This window comes from Cupriavidus sp. P-10 (assembly GCF_003402535.2).
Lineage (GTDB): Bacteria > Pseudomonadota > Gammaproteobacteria > Burkholderiales > Burkholderiaceae > Cupriavidus.
In genome coordinates this window covers 223,598-239,077 of sequence record NZ_AP025174.1, presented here as the reverse complement: position 1 = coordinate 239,077, position 15,480 = coordinate 223,598, and the positions used below count along the sequence as shown (strand labels likewise).

12 protein-coding genes and 2 pseudogenes are annotated in these 15,480 nt (G+C 60.1%); 10 read left to right on the top strand and 4 right to left on the bottom strand.

Going from position 1 to position 15,480, the window contains the following annotated elements; all coding sequences use genetic code 11:
• Positions 1 to 701 precede the first annotated feature (701 nt).
• Positions 702 to 1,664, bottom strand: coding sequence for a LysR family transcriptional regulator (locus CTP10_RS40595; RefSeq protein WP_116323545.1), 963 nt, complete (start codon positions 1,662 to 1,664; stop codon positions 702 to 704).
• Between the two features lie 146 nt (positions 1,665 to 1,810).
• Between CTP10_RS40595 and CTP10_RS40590 the strand changes: the two genes are divergently transcribed.
• The 6 genes and pseudogenes from CTP10_RS40590 (at position 1,811) to CTP10_RS40565 (ending at position 6,461) form a co-directional block, all read left to right on the top strand.
• Positions 1,811 to 2,413 (top strand): tripartite tricarboxylate transporter substrate-binding protein, encoded by a 603-nt coding sequence (locus CTP10_RS40590; protein ID WP_233528453.1) that lies wholly within the window; start codon positions 1,811 to 1,813, stop codon positions 2,411 to 2,413.
• Positions 2,410 to 3,258, top strand: a complete 849-nt coding sequence (locus CTP10_RS40585) for a hypothetical protein (protein ID WP_199414738.1) — start codon at positions 2,410 to 2,412, stop codon at positions 3,256 to 3,258. The genes CTP10_RS40590 and CTP10_RS40585 overlap by 4 nt, the downstream gene beginning before the upstream one ends.
• Positions 3,255 to 4,457, top strand: coding sequence for a CaiB/BaiF CoA transferase family protein (locus CTP10_RS40580; protein WP_116323547.1), 1,203 nt, complete (start codon positions 3,255 to 3,257; stop codon positions 4,455 to 4,457). The genes CTP10_RS40585 and CTP10_RS40580 overlap by 4 nt, the downstream gene beginning before the upstream one ends.
• Positions 4,458 to 4,627: 170 nt before the next feature.
• Positions 4,628 to 5,105: pseudogene (locus tag CTP10_RS40575) on the top strand (DNA-binding protein); the annotation flags it as partial.
• Positions 5,089 to 5,358, top strand: coding sequence for an H-NS family nucleoid-associated regulatory protein (locus CTP10_RS40570; RefSeq protein WP_116323549.1), 270 nt, complete (start codon positions 5,089 to 5,091; stop codon positions 5,356 to 5,358). The pseudogene CTP10_RS40575 and the gene CTP10_RS40570, both read left to right, overlap by 17 nt.
• A 191-nt stretch (positions 5,359 to 5,549) precedes the next feature.
• Positions 5,550 to 6,461 (top strand): LysR substrate-binding domain-containing protein, encoded by a 912-nt coding sequence (locus tag CTP10_RS40565; protein WP_158577761.1) that lies wholly within the window; start codon positions 5,550 to 5,552, stop codon positions 6,459 to 6,461.
• On the opposite strand, the gene CTP10_RS40560 is transcribed toward CTP10_RS40565, so the two are convergent.
• Complete coding sequence (locus CTP10_RS40560; RefSeq protein ID WP_158577762.1) at positions 6,458 to 7,750, bottom strand: NAD(P)/FAD-dependent oxidoreductase; 1,293 nt, start codon at positions 7,748 to 7,750, stop codon at positions 6,458 to 6,460. The two genes, CTP10_RS40565 and CTP10_RS40560, sit on opposite strands and share 4 nt — an antisense overlap.
• Positions 7,751 to 8,012: 262 nt before the next feature.
• Between CTP10_RS40560 and CTP10_RS40555 the strand changes: the two genes are divergently transcribed.
• Entirely contained in the window at positions 8,013 to 9,014 is a 1,002-nt protein-coding gene (locus CTP10_RS40555) for a Bug family tripartite tricarboxylate transporter substrate binding protein (protein ID WP_158577763.1), read from the top strand.
• Positions 9,015 to 9,200: 186 nt separating this feature from the next.
• Here CTP10_RS40555 and CTP10_RS40550 read toward each other — a convergent pair whose 3' ends face one another.
• Complete coding sequence (locus CTP10_RS40550; RefSeq protein ID WP_116323552.1) at positions 9,201 to 9,425, bottom strand: hypothetical protein; 225 nt, start codon at positions 9,423 to 9,425, stop codon at positions 9,201 to 9,203.
• A 373-nt stretch (positions 9,426 to 9,798) separates the two neighbouring features.
• On the opposite strand from CTP10_RS40550, the pseudogene CTP10_RS40545 reads away from it, so the two are divergent.
• Positions 9,799 to 9,987 (top strand): annotated as a pseudogene (locus tag CTP10_RS40545) (hypothetical protein); the annotation flags it as partial.
• A gap of 63 nt (positions 9,988 to 10,050) precedes the next feature.
• Positions 10,051 to 11,745 carry an IS1634 family transposase gene (locus CTP10_RS40540; protein WP_116323554.1) on the top strand — a complete coding sequence of 565 codons (1,695 nt, stop codon included), beginning with the start codon at positions 10,051 to 10,053 and terminating at the stop codon, positions 11,743 to 11,745.
• A gap of 547 nt (positions 11,746 to 12,292) precedes the next feature.
• On the opposite strand, the gene CTP10_RS40535 is transcribed toward CTP10_RS40540, so the two are convergent.
• Entirely contained in the window at positions 12,293 to 13,228 is a 936-nt protein-coding gene (locus tag CTP10_RS40535) for a LysR family transcriptional regulator (RefSeq protein ID WP_158577764.1), read from the bottom strand.
• Between the two features lie 686 nt (positions 13,229 to 13,914).
• Between CTP10_RS40535 and CTP10_RS40530 the strand changes: the two genes are divergently transcribed.
• Positions 13,915 to 15,327, top strand: a complete 1,413-nt coding sequence (locus CTP10_RS40530; protein ID WP_116323556.1) for an MFS transporter — start codon at positions 13,915 to 13,917, stop codon at positions 15,325 to 15,327.
• The last annotated feature ends 153 nt before the right edge of the window (positions 15,328 to 15,480 follow it).

Genomic DNA, 15,480 nt, shown 5'->3' with positions numbered 1-15,480 from the left:
GACGACGCAGTTACCTTCGGCTACGGAGCTGTGGCCAACTCCGACAGGGACTTTCACCCTGCAGATGGCACGCCATCACGGGCGTACACTAAACCGCTGACGCGGTAGTGGGCGGTACGCGCAGGTCAGTGCCTGACGTTGGGTCGGCCGCTTGTCTAGCGGTGGGCAACCACGGGGATGAGCAGGCGGACAGGAGCAGCATGGAGGCGCCCGACGGGGCGTTCCATCCACTGTTCTCTGGAGTTCCGCCATGACACCGCTACGCGAGCGCATGCTGCGCGACATGCAGATCCGCTAATGCGGAGAAGTTTGTAATGTGAAGGAAACGCCGATAAGCATTGTCGCAGCTACGCTGTGTTGCCATCGGTCATCGAGAGTAGCGTGGCACCAGGTCGCACGAAGCGACTCGTCCCCGACATCAAGTATTCGCCCGTCACGAACCGCCACATGTGTTGCGCGCGGCTGCAATGGGTTCATCGTCACAATGCTGCGCGCAGCGAAAATGGTCGTCTGGGAATCGTTCATGGCAGGGCAATTCAGGGATAGGGCGGTGGAGAAAAACGCGTGCCGCCGCCGGCCGTTAGGGGACCTGATCTGGATTCAATAGAGCCAGATTCTATGGATCCTATGGGCCAGACCGGCGAATGAATCCATATATTCCTTCCGGTTACGAGCGCTGATAAGTTTTCGCTTCGAAGGCGTCAACTGGGACGATTGAGCGTCGAGACGGCGGCCGGATTCCGGCGCTGCCAGTTCTCGGCCTGGCGCTCAAGATGACTGCGGATGAAGTCCATCAGCGTTCGCGTGGCGAGGGTGGGGTAGCGGTTCGGCGCAGTCAACATGTAGATGCTGTCTCCCACACCCTCTGCCTCGCACTCGTCCAGCACTTCGCGTGCCACTCCGGATTGGATCTGCCGCCACACGGCGTAACGCGGCAGCAGCGCAACGCCGAGGTCCGCCATCATCGATTCGAACAGAAACGGATAGTCACCGGATTGAATGCGCGGACTGACCCGCAATGTCTGCGGTGTGCCGGCCAACCAGACCTTGAGGTTGAAGCGTCTCCCCAAGGATTGTGGCGTGATGAAATCGCAGCGTTCGAGATCCTCCACGCTGCGGATCGGACCGTGGGCATCCAGGAAGGCCGATGAGGCGCACAGGCACCAGCCCACTTCGCAGATACGGCGGGCGACGTGATCCTCTGGCGGTTGCGAGGTGATCTTCAACGCCACGTCGATTTCGGCGGAAATCAGGTCGCCAATGTTGTCGTTGATCGCTACGCGCAGCGAAATTTGCGGATGGCTTCGGGCGAATTCCAGCAAAAGCGGCGTCAAGTATAGATGGCCGAGCCCGGTTGGCAGACGAACGCGCACATCGCCACGCACCACCTTCCCCAGGCTATCGATCGACATACCCGCAGACTGCAATTCGTCGAGCATGCGCAAGGCATGGGAATAGAGGAGGTGTCCCGCCTCGGTCAACTCAACATTGCGGGTTGTTCTCCGCATCAACTGCGCGCCCATACGCTCTTCAAGAATCTTCAGGCGCCGCGAAGCATTGGAACGTGTCATGCCGCTGCGCTCTGCAGCGGCGGTCAGCGTGGGCGACTCGACCATGGTCACGAAGAGTCGGATCAGGTTGAGGTCGAAGTTATTGTCAATCATGAATCAACACTGTTGGCACGGTTTGGCGGATTGTCCTGGCGGGAAGACGGAAATAGCATAGCTCATCCGCATTCCAGGCATCCGGCCCAGATCGTCAACGGCCGTTCGCCGGACAAGCGGGGAAGAAGATTCAAGGAGACTGAGAAGTGACGGACAACCGATTTTTGGCCAAGAATGGTGCGCGCACGCTGTTTGGCGCCCTGCGAGCGCTGATGCTGGGCGCGCTGATCGTGCAGCCGGTGGCGGGCCAGGCACAGCAATACCCACAGCACCCCGTTCGCGTGGTTCTGCCGTTCCCGTCTGGTGGCCCGACTGACCTGCTGGCCCGTGTGGTGGCGGTGAAGATGGGCGAAGGTCTGGGTCAGACCTTCGTCGTCGGTAACAAGCCGGGTGCCAGTGGCATGATTGGCGCCGAAGCGGTCGCAAGGTCGGCCCCCGATGGGCCTCGTTTCAATATCAGCACCTGGTATGGAATGTGGGCACCGCGAGGAACGCCGGCTCCGATCGTGGAAAAGCTGGCGGCGCAGGCGGCGGCTGCGCTCAAGCAACCTGATGTCCGCAAGCAGTATGCGGACATGGGCGCCGAGCCGATTGGCTCCACGCCCAAGGAGTTCGCCCAGTACATGCGGCCGAGCGCAAGAAATGGGAAGACATCGTTCGCCGCTCCGGGGCGAAATCGGACCAGTGACGTGATGCGAGATCGCGAGCATGGCTGTCGTGGCCTTCGCGCTCCTGTGCGAACGACATGAATCAAGAAGGGCAGGGAATGGAAAAGTACTCTGAAAATGTCGCCGTCGTCCGGACCGAGGCGTGCTCATTGGCTGCTGCACGGCGGGTAGCGGCCATGCTGGATCGCGATCCGGACACGGTGAAGGAGGGCAGCGCGCTGCCACGCGGATGGCAGTTCATCCTCCTCGGTGCTGACACGCCGCGCAATGTGCTGCGAGGCGATGGGTTCCCCGGTCTGGGCGTTCCCGTGCCGGATCTAGGCTTGCCGCGCCTGATGCTGGGTGGACGGTCGGTTCGCTATGTCAACGACATTCCGATTGGCGCGACCGTTCGGCGGAGCAGCGCCATAGAGGGTCTAGTCGAAAAGGGCACCTCCGCGGGACCGATGGCGATCGTTGAAATCGGCCATCAACTTAGCGTCGAGGGCGAAATCGCCATTGTTGAAACCCAGACCTACCTGCTGCTCGCCGCGGGACGTGGCACTGCCACAAATTCCCTCAAGCCTGTGCAGACACCGAGCGGCCAACGGCTGAAGGTGGTCGTCCCGGACGAAACGCTGCTGTTCCAGTATTCCGCGCTCGGTTTCAATTCCCACAAGATCCATATCGACAAGTCGTATGCACGCGAGGTGGAGGGGTTCCCGGACCTCGTCGTGAACGGGGGGCTCATTACGCTTCTGATGACCGAGTTCGTGGCCAATGAGCTGAAGCGGGTGCCAGTGCAATTCAGAACGAAACATCTCGCGCCCCTTTACTGCGGTCGCCCGATCACGCTGGCCGCCGATGGCAACGACGGCAAATGGCAAGTGCGAGCCATTGATGATCAGGGAGCAGTTGCTGCGCAAATGGAGGTCGACGTCCAATGAGCTTCGAGCCACTCAAGGGAATTCGTATACTGGACCTTACCAGTGTGGTAGTAGGACCCGTCTGCACATGGCGGCTGGCGCAGTATGGTGCCGATATTATCAAGGTGGAAAGCCCGGAGGGCGATCTGATGCGTGGGCTGGGTGGCTTGTCGCCGACGGGGCAGCATTCCGGCACCTACCTGCATTTCAACCGGGGCAAGCGCAACGTCTGCATGGACCTGAAGAAGCCAGGCGCCCGTGAGGCGATGGAGAAACTGGTTGCCTCCGCACACGTTATCGTTGCGAACATGCGTCCTTCTGCGCTCCAGCGACTTGGCTTGGACGAGGCGACAATTCGCGCGAAGTATCCGGAAAAGATCTATTGCCTGATCACCGGCTACGGCACGGACGGACCCTATGCAGGCCAGCCGACCTACGACAGCGTGGTCCAGGCTGCCACTGGAATGACGGGGCTCTCCCTGGCGCGCGATGGGACGCCGTCATACGTGCCAATGCTGATTTGCGATCATGTGGTCGGCGAGATCACGGCCGGTTCCGTGCTGGCGGCCGTGCTGCAGTGGCAGGCATCGGGCAACGGCTGCAGCATTGAGGTGCCGATGTTCGAAACCATGTCGGCATTCGTGCTGCAGGAACACCTGGCGCAGCGCAGCTTCGATCCGCCGGTGGGGCCGCCGGGCGACATGCGGCTGCTCAGCCCGCACAACAAGCCCGTCCAGACAGCGGACGGCTGGATTTCTTTCACGGTCAACACCGACTCGCAGGTGCGCGCATTCCTGAAGGCTGTGGACCGCCATAATCTGCTCGACGATCCGCGTTTTGCATCCGTCGCGGCGCGCGCGCAGAACGTGAAAGAATGGTTTGCCATCCGCGGCGCCCCACTGACACAAAGAACCACGGCGGAGTGGCTGGATATCTTGTGTCAGGCCGATATCGCCGCCAAGCCGTGCCATACGCTCGAGACGCTGCCCGACGATCCGCACCTGAGCGCTGTGGGGTTGATCGATTTTGAAGATCATCCCACCGAAGGCAGGACGGCTGCACTTCGCTCGACGATCCGGTTCGACAATGAGTATCCATCCCTACGCGCGCCAGCACAGCCAAAAGGTTGGGAAACACAGACAATACTGTCGGAGCTGGGTTTCTCAGACGATGACGTGCGAAAACTGCTCGGGGGCGGGGCAGTGTTTCAGGGGAGTTGACTGACGGGGCCAAAACCGGCTGACGGTGCGGTACACCGAGCGCGATGCCATGGTGGATCTGTCGATTCTGCTGCGTCTGACTGATCAGAGCAAGCTCCAGGTCAGCGACAAGACATCGCTGCCCGGCTCAGCCACGCTGCGCCTGTTGACGGAGAGCCTCGCCGGCGGCGATTTCTATGGAGGCCGCGGGTCGGCAGCTGGCGGAGCTGCGTACCCAATTCTCGACCGAGCTGGAGCGTGCCCGCGAGGCGGTGACCCTCGCGCAGGAACGGGCCGAGGCCAGTGAGCGGCGGGCCTTACGCGAACTGGACGCGGAGCGCACCGCGCGCCAGCAGAGCGAGCGCACGGCCGAAACGTTGCGCGGCGAATTGGGGCGGTGCGCAGCGCCGGGCCGAACGGGCCGAGGCCGAGGCGGCGCTGGCGCGCCAGCTGCTGGCAGAATTGCGGATGGGGCCGCCCGAACGAGAGGGGGGCGGGCGGCGGCGCAAGGCCGGGAACCCGGCGTCGACCGGGTCGGCGGCACCAGGCGAAAAACGGGACGAACAGCAAGACGACAGGCAGGGCGCATCAGCCGCAGCCTTGAACCCGGAAGACGGCAGCGACAGCAGTGACGACAGCAACGACAGCACCAATGACAGAAATCAATGAGCGGGCGGCGGCGATCCGCTGGATCCAGGCGGAGATGGCCGACTACGGGCTGACCATGGAGGAGTTGGAAGCGGCGGGGTGCTTCGATCCGCCGCCCCCTCCGCCACCGCCGCCACCCGCACCCGCCCCACCGCCCGTGGTCTGCTACCGCAACGCCGCGGGGCAGAGCTGGGACGAGCAGGGCGACATGCCGGACTGGCTGCGGCGGGCGGTCAATGCGGGGCAGTCGGTGGAGTTTTACCGGGTCGGCTAATTCGCGATCGGCGAGTACAGGGGGCTACGCTCATATTTGGCAATCCGCCATAGCCTCGCGGGGAGGCCGGCCAGCGATCCTGCGTTCCAGCCGCGGCGGGTACCAAATTACCAATGCTTGGGCCCTTCCTTTGGGTTCTAACGAGTATAAACGGGCAGAATTCCCATCTCTCTTTGATGGCCTGCGGCTCCATGAAACGGAAACTAGGATTTCGCCATATCGAGACGGTCCACGCGATCGTGCTGACGGGGTCGGTGACAGGGGCGGCAGCGCGCCTGCATCTCACACAGCCGGCGATCAGCAACATCTTGCGGGACGCCGAAGAGCGCCTTGGCTTTGTGCTATTTGAGAGGCGCGGCGGACGTTTGTTACCGACACCCAGCGCAGATCAGTTGTTTGAGGAAATCGAGCGTTCCTTTATCGGGCTGGACTCAATTAATGCCTGCTGCGAACGCATTCAACGCAACCAGCTAAGGCATCTGTCGGTTGCCTGCACCCCAGCCTTTGCTGCCGCCGTATTCCCGAGGCTGGCAGCCGCTTATATGCACCGCTCCGCGGATGTATTCCTGTCAGTCCATTCTAGGGACGCGCATCACGTCGCCGCCTTGATTAGTTCCCGAAAGGCCGACATTGGCTTCGCACTTGAGGTGCCGCCGGTGCCTGGCGTGGAGAGCGCGGTGATCGCCGAATTACCGATACTTTGCTACCTGCCGCCCGGCCACCCGCTCGCACGACAGGATGAAGTTACCCCGGAGCAATTGCTCGGCGAGCCGATGATTTCCCTATCGAGTATCGAGGGTATTGAAGAACTGGTGGGGGCCGCGTTTGGAGATTGCGGGGCTACCCCGGTTCCGGTGGCGGAATGCCCAGCCGCCATCGCGGCCTGCGGCATGGTGGCGGGGGGGATTGGATTTACCCTGTTTGATTGTCTCCCGGCACAAATCTATGATCCCGCTCGTCTGAGCGTGAAACGGTTCGCGGCGTCGCGGCGGTTGACATACCGGGCATACTGGCCAAAATCCAGAACAGCGGATTTCGATCCCCAGCCGCTTGTCACGCTGGCGCGCGACATCATGGCAGAGATGGCGGTCAAGGACTTCTAGCGGAAGCGCGCCAGTCCGTAGGGGGCAGGGTCTAATGGGGCGGGGCCGCCGGTAATGAGGTGTGTGATTAGCCGGCCGGTCATTGGCGCCCCTGTCAATCCGGTATGACCGTGACCGCTCGCAATGTAAAGTCCCGGGTGATTGGGCGCCTCGGCGATGATTGGCACGCTGTCTGGCGTAGAGGGACGAAGCCCAAACCATGTGCTGGCGCCGCTGGTAGCAATGCCTGGGAATAGACTCCGGGCAGTAGCAAGGATCGCCTCCGCCCGCCTTTCGTCGGGCGGATGCCTCAGGCCTGCGATTTCTACGGTGCCTGCAAAACGCAGGCCGCCGTCCATCGGCGTCACAGCAACGGCCTTGTCCTTGTAAATTAAGGGACAGGGAACCGTGACGCCGGGATCGGGGAGTTGCACATGGTAGCCGCGCTCCGCTTCGAGAGGCAGGCGGATACCGAGCGGTCGCAACAGCTCTCCGGAGAAGGCGCCGGCGGCCACGACCACGCGTTCTGCGCGAACGTCACCAAGGTTACTCCAGAGCCGGAATCCGGTGCCATCCGTTTGCAGCTTCACAATACGCCGTTGCAGGATGCGCCCCCCCTCGCTCTCGAACCGGGCGGCCAGCGCTCCAGTCAGGCGCTGTGGATCCACCGTGTGCGCGTGCTTGGGGAAGCATACGCCGCCACGCACGTGGCCAGCCAGGCTCGGCATCATCTCCCGGAGCCGTGCCTCGCTCAGGCTTTCGTACTTAACGTCCTGCTGCCGGCGCAATTCATCCACAAGCCGGTCGGCCCGAGATCGGCCCTTGCTGGCAGACCACAGATGCAATTGCCCGCCGGTCCTGATCAGTTCGTCACAGCCGTCCTTCCCTAGTAACTCGCGATAGGCCTCCAAGGCCGGCGCGTGCAGGGCACGTAGCGCGCGTGACGCCTGAATCACGCGTTTGGGGTTGCTGGCGCGCAGCCATGCAAACAGCCATGGCGCAGCTCGAACCAGGTGCGGTGGATAGATTGCAAGGGGACCGCTGGGATCGAGTAGCCAGCGCGGCAGTTGCCATACCATGCCTGGTAGGGCGATCGGGATGCAGCTGTCGACGCTGATTAGCCCGGCATTGCCGTATGACGCACCGCCCCCGGGGGCGAGCGTATCGTAGATAGTTACCTCGCAGCCTGCGCGCCGCAGCCACAGCCCGGTACAGAGACCGATGATGCCTGCGCCGACGATGGCGATCTTGCCAAGGTGACTTGGACTGGTCGGCGCTGAGGGTGTCGGAAGGTACGGATAGGCGTGCATATGTGAATGCCAATAGGATTGGGCAGCAGGGCTCCGGACAGGGTCGACACTGCGCCGGCTCTTGCTTCCATATTGCGCGCGAATGCGAGATCTGGCGATTTCGCATTCGTGATAGCGTATTTGTAATCGTGATTCGACAAGGTCCTCATTTGCCTCCGAAGATTGGCTAACGCGTCCCGGATCGCCGAGCGGCGGGCAGATGCCCCTCAGTTCAGCACGTGGCCGCAAATCAGCATCCAGACAACCGATAGGGGGAGCAAACATGTTGAGCGAAGCAAATCGAATTGGACGGCGGTGTGTCATTCGCAGCCTGGCAGGGATAGGCGCCTGGCTGGCAGTGGGCCTTTGCGCAACGCAGCCTGCCCACGCTGAGGCGCCGGCTCGCTTTATCGTGCCCTTCCCGGCCGGTGGGGCCGCTGACGCCATGGCACGTGTGCTCGTGGAAAAGCTCAGGGACGAGCTAAAACAGACTGTGATCGTGGAGAACCGCCCCGGTGCTAGCACGCGCGTGGCGGCGGAAGTGTTGAAGCAGGCGGCACCAGACGGGAATACGGTGCTGATGACCTTACACGACACGATGGTGATTGCGCCCCTTGTCTACAAAAATCTCCGCTATGACCCCGACAAGGACTTCGCACCCATCACCGAAGTGGCTGCCCTCAACTATGGGCTGGCGGTTAGCGCAAGCTCGCCATATCGGAACTTGGCTGAATACGTCAAGGCTGCAAAAATCGACCGGAACGTGGCGACAGTCGGCGTGTCCGGGCTTGGCTCCGCTCTGCACTTTGTTGCATTCGAATTCACGAGGCGTTCGGGAGCCGATATCTCCATCGTGCCGTTCCAGGGAGGCCCTGCGATGGTGACCAACTTGGTCGGCAATCAGATCGGTTCGGCCGTCGATGGGCTCGGCGTGTTTGTAGAGCAGCATCGGGCCAACAAGGTCCGTGTGCTGGCTGTGTCGGGCAAACAGCGAAGCAGCCAGCTTCCAGATGTTCCAACCTTCAGCGAGCAGGGGTATTCCTCGCTGGTTGTGGGTTCGGGCTATTCGCTCTATGCGCCAGCCGGTACCCCGCCAGCGAAGGTGTCACGCTGGAACGCAGCAATGCGCAAGGTCTTGGCCATGCCGGATGTCAGAAGTCGGATTCAGAACATTGGATACGAGCCGCTGGCCGGTTCGACACCGACGGAGGTTACCCAGCAACAGAGGCGGTTGGTGGAATACTGGGCTCCCATCGTTCAGAGCGTGGGCTTCAAAGGCGACTGAGACTGCGAGGGAAACGTGGCAGGTGATGTGCCGCGTTGCGCTGCGGACAATCCGTCCAAGCTGGCCAATGACCAGCTCCCGCAGCGGCCGAACGGCCTGGAATGCTGGTTCCGGTGTTCCCGCATTCCACCTCTGTCCTTCAACTCCGGGGACATCACGGCGGCGGCGGGGCGGGGGACATGGTCACTAAGCTGTGTCGCCTCGTTTCTTGAACGCCGCCACCACTCTTTCGTTCAGGCCCAACCGGTAGAGTGTCGCGCCCACTTGGATCAACAAGGCCCGTTCTTTCCCCGCGATCGCTGGATCGGCCAACAGCACCGCCAAGCCGGCAATCGCGTCGTCGACCTCCAATTCCGTCGCGTCATCCAGCGCAAGTCGCTCGAAATCTCGTATCACGTCATCTGGGTCCATCGTGGCTCCATGTTGCTTCTTGCGCCAGTCTAGCCGACGACACGGTCGTCCGTGAGTGAGCGGATCGGATCTGCTGACACCTGGCCCAGATGGCCGATTACGGGCAGACGCAGCGGCGGGGTGCTTCGAGCCATCCCCGCCCCGCCACCTCCTGCAGCGTGCTACCGCAACGCCGAGGGGCTAAGTTGCGGACGGACAGAGCGTGATCTGTCTGGCCGCGGCGGGCGGTCAATGCGCAGCAGGACGAGAAGTATTTCTGGGTCGAATAGGCCCCATGTATCTGCCCGAGGCCGGCATGGGTAATAGCGGGGAATCCAGAGTTTATGGTTGAGGCTAGGGCTCGCCATCAACGGCTTTTTTCGTATGTTAGCGGCTCGAACAAATGACAAAGCGGCGGCCTCCGAATGTCGTGGTCGTTGCGCTGGCAAACAAGATGGCGCGCATGATATGGGCGGTTCTCGCCCACCCGACTTCGACAGTTCGAGCCCGTTTTTCCCCATTTCTGAAGGTCACCCCTAATACTGGCGCGGCTTCCAGGGCAGCGGCTGCCAAATTCGTGTAGTGGCACGTTTGCAACCGTTCCGACTATATTTGACAAGGCGTTCATTGCCTGTAAAGTAACGGCATGTTCGTCAAGGTCACCTCCTCCGGTTCTCGCCGTTACGTGCAGTTGGTCGAGTCCTATCGCGATGACAACGGTCAGCCCAAGCAGCGCACCGTTGCCACCCTCGGTCGCCTGGACCAACTCGGCGACAGCATGGAGGGCGTGATCAACGGCTTGCTGCGCGTCACCGGCCGGCCCGCGCTTGAGGCTGCCGCCGAACCGGAGGTGACCTTCGAGTCGGCCCGTGCGTTCGGCGACGTGTGGGCGCTCTCCGAGTTGTGGCAGGAACTTGGTTTCGATGGCATGCGCCGCGTGTTCCGGCGCACCCGCCATGCCATCGATGTCGAGGCGCTCGTGCGCATCATGGTCTTCAACCGGCTGTGCGATCCGGAATCGAAGCTGGGCGTGCTGCGCTGGCTGGAGACGATCGGCCTGCCAGGGCTGTCCATCGATGCCGTCGACCATCAGCATCTGTTGCGCGCCATGGACGCGCTGGTCACGCATCAGGCCGAAGTCGACGCCGTGTTGGCGGGGCTGCTGCGCCCACTGGTCGATCAGACCTTGTCGGTGGTGTTCTACGACATGACGACTATTCGTGCCGAGGGGCTGTCGCAGCAACACGAGGATGTCCGCCAGTACGGCATGGCCAAAGAAGGCGTCATAGCCCGGCAATTCATGCTGGGCGTGGTGCAGACGGCCGAAGGATTACCGCTCTATCACGAGGTGTTTGACGGCAATACCGCCGAAGTCACCACGCTCAAGCCAACCATCGAGAAGGTGCTGAGCCGGTTCCCCGTCAAACGCGTCATCGTGGTCGCCGATCGCGGACTGCTCTCGATCGACAACCTGGCCGAACTGCAGGCGATGACCTTGCCTGATGGGGCGCCGCTGGAATTCATCCTGGCGGTGCCGGGACGTCGCTATAGCGACGTGGTCGAGTCCTTGGCGAGCTTCCATGCGCAGCATTGCCTGCCGGCCAGTGAAGAAGTTCTGGGCGAAGTGCCATGGAACGGCTTACGCCTGATCGTGGCGCACGATCCGGTGGTGGCGCAGGAGAAAGGCGCACAACGTGATACGCAGATTGCGGAACTCGAGCAGCTTGCCGCGCAGTGGGTGGGCAAGCTTGATGCGCAGGACACCGGTCGTCGCAGCCGCGGCAAGAAGCTCTCTGACGGTGGCGCCCGCGCACGGTTTTATCACGCCGTCTGCGAGGCCCATTTGGCCCGCATCATCCAGGTCGATCTGAAGAGCGAACACTTCTGCTATGACATCGATGAGCGGGCCTTGCAGCATGCCCGCATGATGGACGGCAAGCTGCTGCTGGTCACCAATGCCGTCGATCTGCCGCCACGTGAGGTCGTCGATCGCTACAAGGCATTGGCCGATATTGAACGCGGCTTCCGTGTGCTCAAGTCCGAGATCGAGATTGGCCCGGTCTATCACCGCCTGCCCGAGCGCATCCGCGCGCATGCGGCGATCTGCTTCATGGCACTGATTCTGTATCGGGTGATGCGCATGCGCCTGCAGGCCGCCAGCAGCGAGCTGTCGCCCACGCGCGCGCTTGCCATGCTCAATCGCATTCAGCACCACCGCATCGTCATCGACCAGACCAAATCCGTCGCTGGACTCTCGACCATCAGTCAGGAACAGGCTCGGGTTCTATCCGCCTTGAGGGTTCGCAAGCCAGTCAAAACAGCGCAATTGACCCTTTTGTAGTGGAGCGTTTTGCAGTCGGCTCCAATAAAATCAAGGACTTGCGCTTTTAACTGTCGAACTCGGGCGCCCATGACCGGCGGTACCAGAAGGATTACATCAGCGTGAAGCCGGCTTGAGCAGTGAGCACAACGTTGGAGATTAGCGTTCTTACAGGGTGAAACGTCGAAGGTTGCGTTGGGTAATCGAGTGTGAGGACAAGTCAGGTAGGACCGGGACCTGCTAAGCCTGTGGGGTCATACGAGCCTTGAGCTCGCAGTACGAATGAGGCGCAGGTCAGCATATTTCATAGGGGCCAGCAGCGGCGATACCGGCTGCAAGAAGGCCGAATATAGAGCTGCAGCCCATCCTGTCAGTGTCTGAACAAGCGAAAACCTTGCGCAAACGGGGCGCGTTCATATAGATTACCGCGGTATCCAAGCAACGGCACGCCCCCGCGACTTACGACACGATGATCAGGTACGATTTCCGGGCTGCTTCGCGGATGTCCCACGTTCCCATCGCAGTCGACGGCCGGAAATCACAGCGGTTCTCGGCGGTCCAGCGTTGGCTACCGATTCGATAGTAAGCTAGACGCCAACGCAATAAGCCGCTTCGCGACCTCCCGAGTCGCCAGTGTGTCCGGGCGTTGCGGCGCTTTTGCTAATACCACTGCTTCCGATAAAGTCGGTTCAATAATAGGTATGGCTTCAAGCTCGGTCGACTCTCCAACGGCCAATTTTCCGAACATCATTCCGTATATGCGTCCTTGCTTGATAATCGCATGCTGAAGGCGAATTGAATCAGCCTCGGCCTGCACAAATATCCGTACACCTTTAGATTGTGCCACGCCGTCCAACAAGGAACGTAAAGCATGTGGCCGACTTGACACGACCAACGGAATCCCTTCCAAGTCGTCGAACGTCACATTTGATCGGCCCTTGAATATACTGTCGCGACGGGAAACCAGGTGCAGCGCTTGCTGCGCAATCAGGAGCTCTCCTCGGGCCAAGCTTGTCGCGTCTCGTAACAGAAGCGAGCAGTCGACACGCCCCTCGGCCAGCCATTCTTCTAGCTGCCCGCTTGAACCTTCAACCAGGTGTAGTTGTACATGAGGGTATTTTTCAAGGACGTCCGAAAATAGCCTTCCGGCTAATGACGGAACCATTGCTGGCAGTATGCCGATCTTTACGACACCCATAGGCTCTTTGCTAATTGTCCGCATTTCATCAGCAAGATGTGCCGCCTGCGTGATCAACTCTTTGATCCTTGGGAAAATATGCTCTCCGAATTCTGTCAGTATGACTCCGCGCCCGGTCCGCCGAAACAACTTGCTACCGCATTCGAGTTCGAGCTGACTGATATGTCGGCTCACTGCTGACTGTGGGATTGCCAACGCCAAGGCTGCCCTTGTTAGGCTATGAAGCTCGCCAACTTTAACAAACAGCTCCCATCGAGGATCAAGGATCGCGGGAAGTTTGAATTTTTCGGCTGTGTCGCTCTGCATTATTGTTTGCGTCGGAAAATATTTGCATACCGTCATTCAGACGATTCACCAAATTCCTCAATTAGGTGCTTTTACCTATAGACAATGAAGTTTTTGAGAATTTTGGGGAAGTCTCCCAAAACACAATATTACCAAGATGTCGCAGGCGGCTTTGGTCGAAAGGTGAAATATACGGCCCAGAGACTTGTCCGTCGAGCCGTTTTGCATAGCTTGCATAGCTGCTATCACAAATCCCGAGGGACGCTCAACGCGCGTGACGTTTACGATCGTTTTGTCACCGGCGTTTTCCCCTGACCCGCGGGTAGCCGGTCAACTCAAGTACCAAGTGCATACCCAGTGGCACAACTGGGTCTAGACCATGTTTGGAGACTACGTAATGCATCAAGCACATCACCGTTCCCCTGCCACGCTGCATGCAAGCGATCGACCGCTCGCCACATCCGTTCGGGCCGAATCCTTCGCGCCCATGTGCTCGACCAACTCATAGTGCATCAGGCCTTCTTGGGCATGGCATGCCTATATTCAAGGCGAACGCACGAAGATGCCTGTGACACGTCGGCAAAACCGCCTGCTGTCCCGGTGTCTTGGCCACGTGCGTATGCCAGTTTCCTTTCGCCGTTCTGCGCGTGGCGCCAGCGCACTGGACAAAGCTGTTTGATGCTTCTCTACGGAGTTGGAGCGACACGATGAGTTCTCAAATGCACAACACTGCCCCCGAGCCTCAGGGGAAGTTTGTTCACCAAATTGCGAGCAGTAGAACGACTCCAAGCCCACTTGGCTCAGCGCCATGTGAAGCGGGACCAGCGCGGTCAATCACCAGAGCGTGGGCTGTAACGATTATGCTGGTCCTCCTTGCGGTCGTGAATTGGATGGACAAAGCAGTCCTCGGCATGGTCGCTGTCCCACTGATGGCCGAACTCAAGTTGAGTCCGACGGAGTACGGTACACTGGCAGGAGCCATCTATTTTCTGTTCTCGTTCTCCGCAGCAACCGTCGGCTTCCTTGCCAACCACCGATCGGCGAAGTGGATCTTGTTCTGGATGGCGGCCCTCTGGTCCATTTGCCAGTTCAGCATATGGCTCGCGCCGTCTTTCGCAGTGATACTAATTTCCCGAATTCTTCTCGGCTTAGGTGAGGGCCCGGCGTCTGGCCTTTCCTACCATGCTGTTGGCAAGTGGTTTCAAGATGGCGAACGGAATCTACCGATAGCGTTGCAAAGCATCGGCGCTTTTGCAGGCATAGCAGTTGCGGCGCCTGGACTCACTTGGGTTGTAAGCCACTATAGCTGGCACGCTGCATTCCTTACCGTTGGCCTCGTCGGGTTGATATGGATGTTCGTTTGGACTTTTGTGGGAAAGGAAGGTCCGTATTCCGGTGGCTCCACGTCGACCCAGAATCCGTCGTTTGCAGAAACTGATCTAAAGGTTCCGTATAGGAAGCTCTTTCTCAATCCCACTTTTATCGGTGCGACCAGCGTTGGTTTTGTCGCCTACTGGGCTCTCACGATTGTTTCTGCATGGCTGCCCGCCTATCTGCGCAAGGGGCAGGGATATTCCGCTGACCATACTGCAAGTATCATGCTCGGCGTGTCCCTTACCGCCATCTTTTTTCTCGCAACGCAGGCAATGACCGCACAAGCTTTAATGGCACGAGGGGTCAGCACACGCATCGCGCGAGGAGTGATGGCTTCTGCTAGTGTCGTCATCGCAGGAGGCCTCATCGTGGCGAGTACTATGATAGCGCCAGGAGGTGTCCAAACGGCCACGATTTGCCTCGGGTTCGGTCTGGTGCTCGTTACTTTCACGACGGGCGCAGCAATTATCTCGGAGTTTTCTCCGGTCCGGCAGCGCGGAGCGCTTCTCGGAATTTACGTTGGTACGCTATCGCTTAGCGGTGTTATCTGCCCTTCCGTCTTCGGGTTCATCGTTCAACAAAATGGATCCGGAATTGATGGATATCATACCGCTATCCTCATCTCAGGGATTCTAATAGCGTTCGGTGGTATTATTGGGTTGCTGTTAATTAATCCGCAACGGGAAGTAAATGCCGTGGCTCGGTTGATTCAACTCCAGAGAAAGACAGAAGCATTAGTTGATTAACTTGTGATTCATTTCTCGAGTCGCCGCACGCGTGTCCAGCAGCAGGATGACATTCTGCCGGCCACGCGTCGGCTACCACGCGCGATGACGCAGCTCCAATGCACGCTCCCTCGTCTCAAGCCGAGCAGCATGACATAGGGAATAGTGGGCGAA

Coding starts and splice junctions, on each gene's coding strand:
- CTP10_RS40595 (WP_116323545.1), bottom strand. CDS start 1,664: ATGATTGACAATAACTTCGACCTCAACCTGATCCGACTCTTCGTGACC.
- CTP10_RS40585 (WP_199414738.1), top strand. CDS start 2,410: ATGAATCAAGAAGGGCAGGGAATGGAAAAGTACTCTGAAAATGTCGCC.
- CTP10_RS40580 (WP_116323547.1), top strand. CDS start 3,255: ATGAGCTTCGAGCCACTCAAGGGAATTCGTATACTGGACCTTACCAGT.
- CTP10_RS40570 (WP_116323549.1), top strand. CDS start 5,089: ATGACAGAAATCAATGAGCGGGCGGCGGCGATCCGCTGGATCCAGGCG.
- CTP10_RS40565 (WP_158577761.1), top strand. CDS start 5,550: ATGAAACGGAAACTAGGATTTCGCCATATCGAGACGGTCCACGCGATC.
- CTP10_RS40560 (WP_158577762.1), bottom strand. CDS start 7,750: ATGCACGCCTATCCGTACCTTCCGACACCCTCAGCGCCGACCAGTCCA.
- CTP10_RS40555 (WP_158577763.1), top strand. CDS start 8,013: ATGTTGAGCGAAGCAAATCGAATTGGACGGCGGTGTGTCATTCGCAGC.
- CTP10_RS40550 (WP_116323552.1), bottom strand. CDS start 9,425: ATGGACCCAGATGACGTGATACGAGATTTCGAGCGACTTGCGCTGGAT.
- CTP10_RS40540 (WP_116323554.1), top strand. CDS start 10,051: ATGTTCGTCAAGGTCACCTCCTCCGGTTCTCGCCGTTACGTGCAGTTG.
- CTP10_RS40535 (WP_158577764.1), bottom strand. CDS start 13,228: ATGCAGAGCGACACAGCCGAAAAATTCAAACTTCCCGCGATCCTTGAT.
- CTP10_RS40530 (WP_116323556.1), top strand. CDS start 13,915: ATGAGTTCTCAAATGCACAACACTGCCCCCGAGCCTCAGGGGAAGTTT.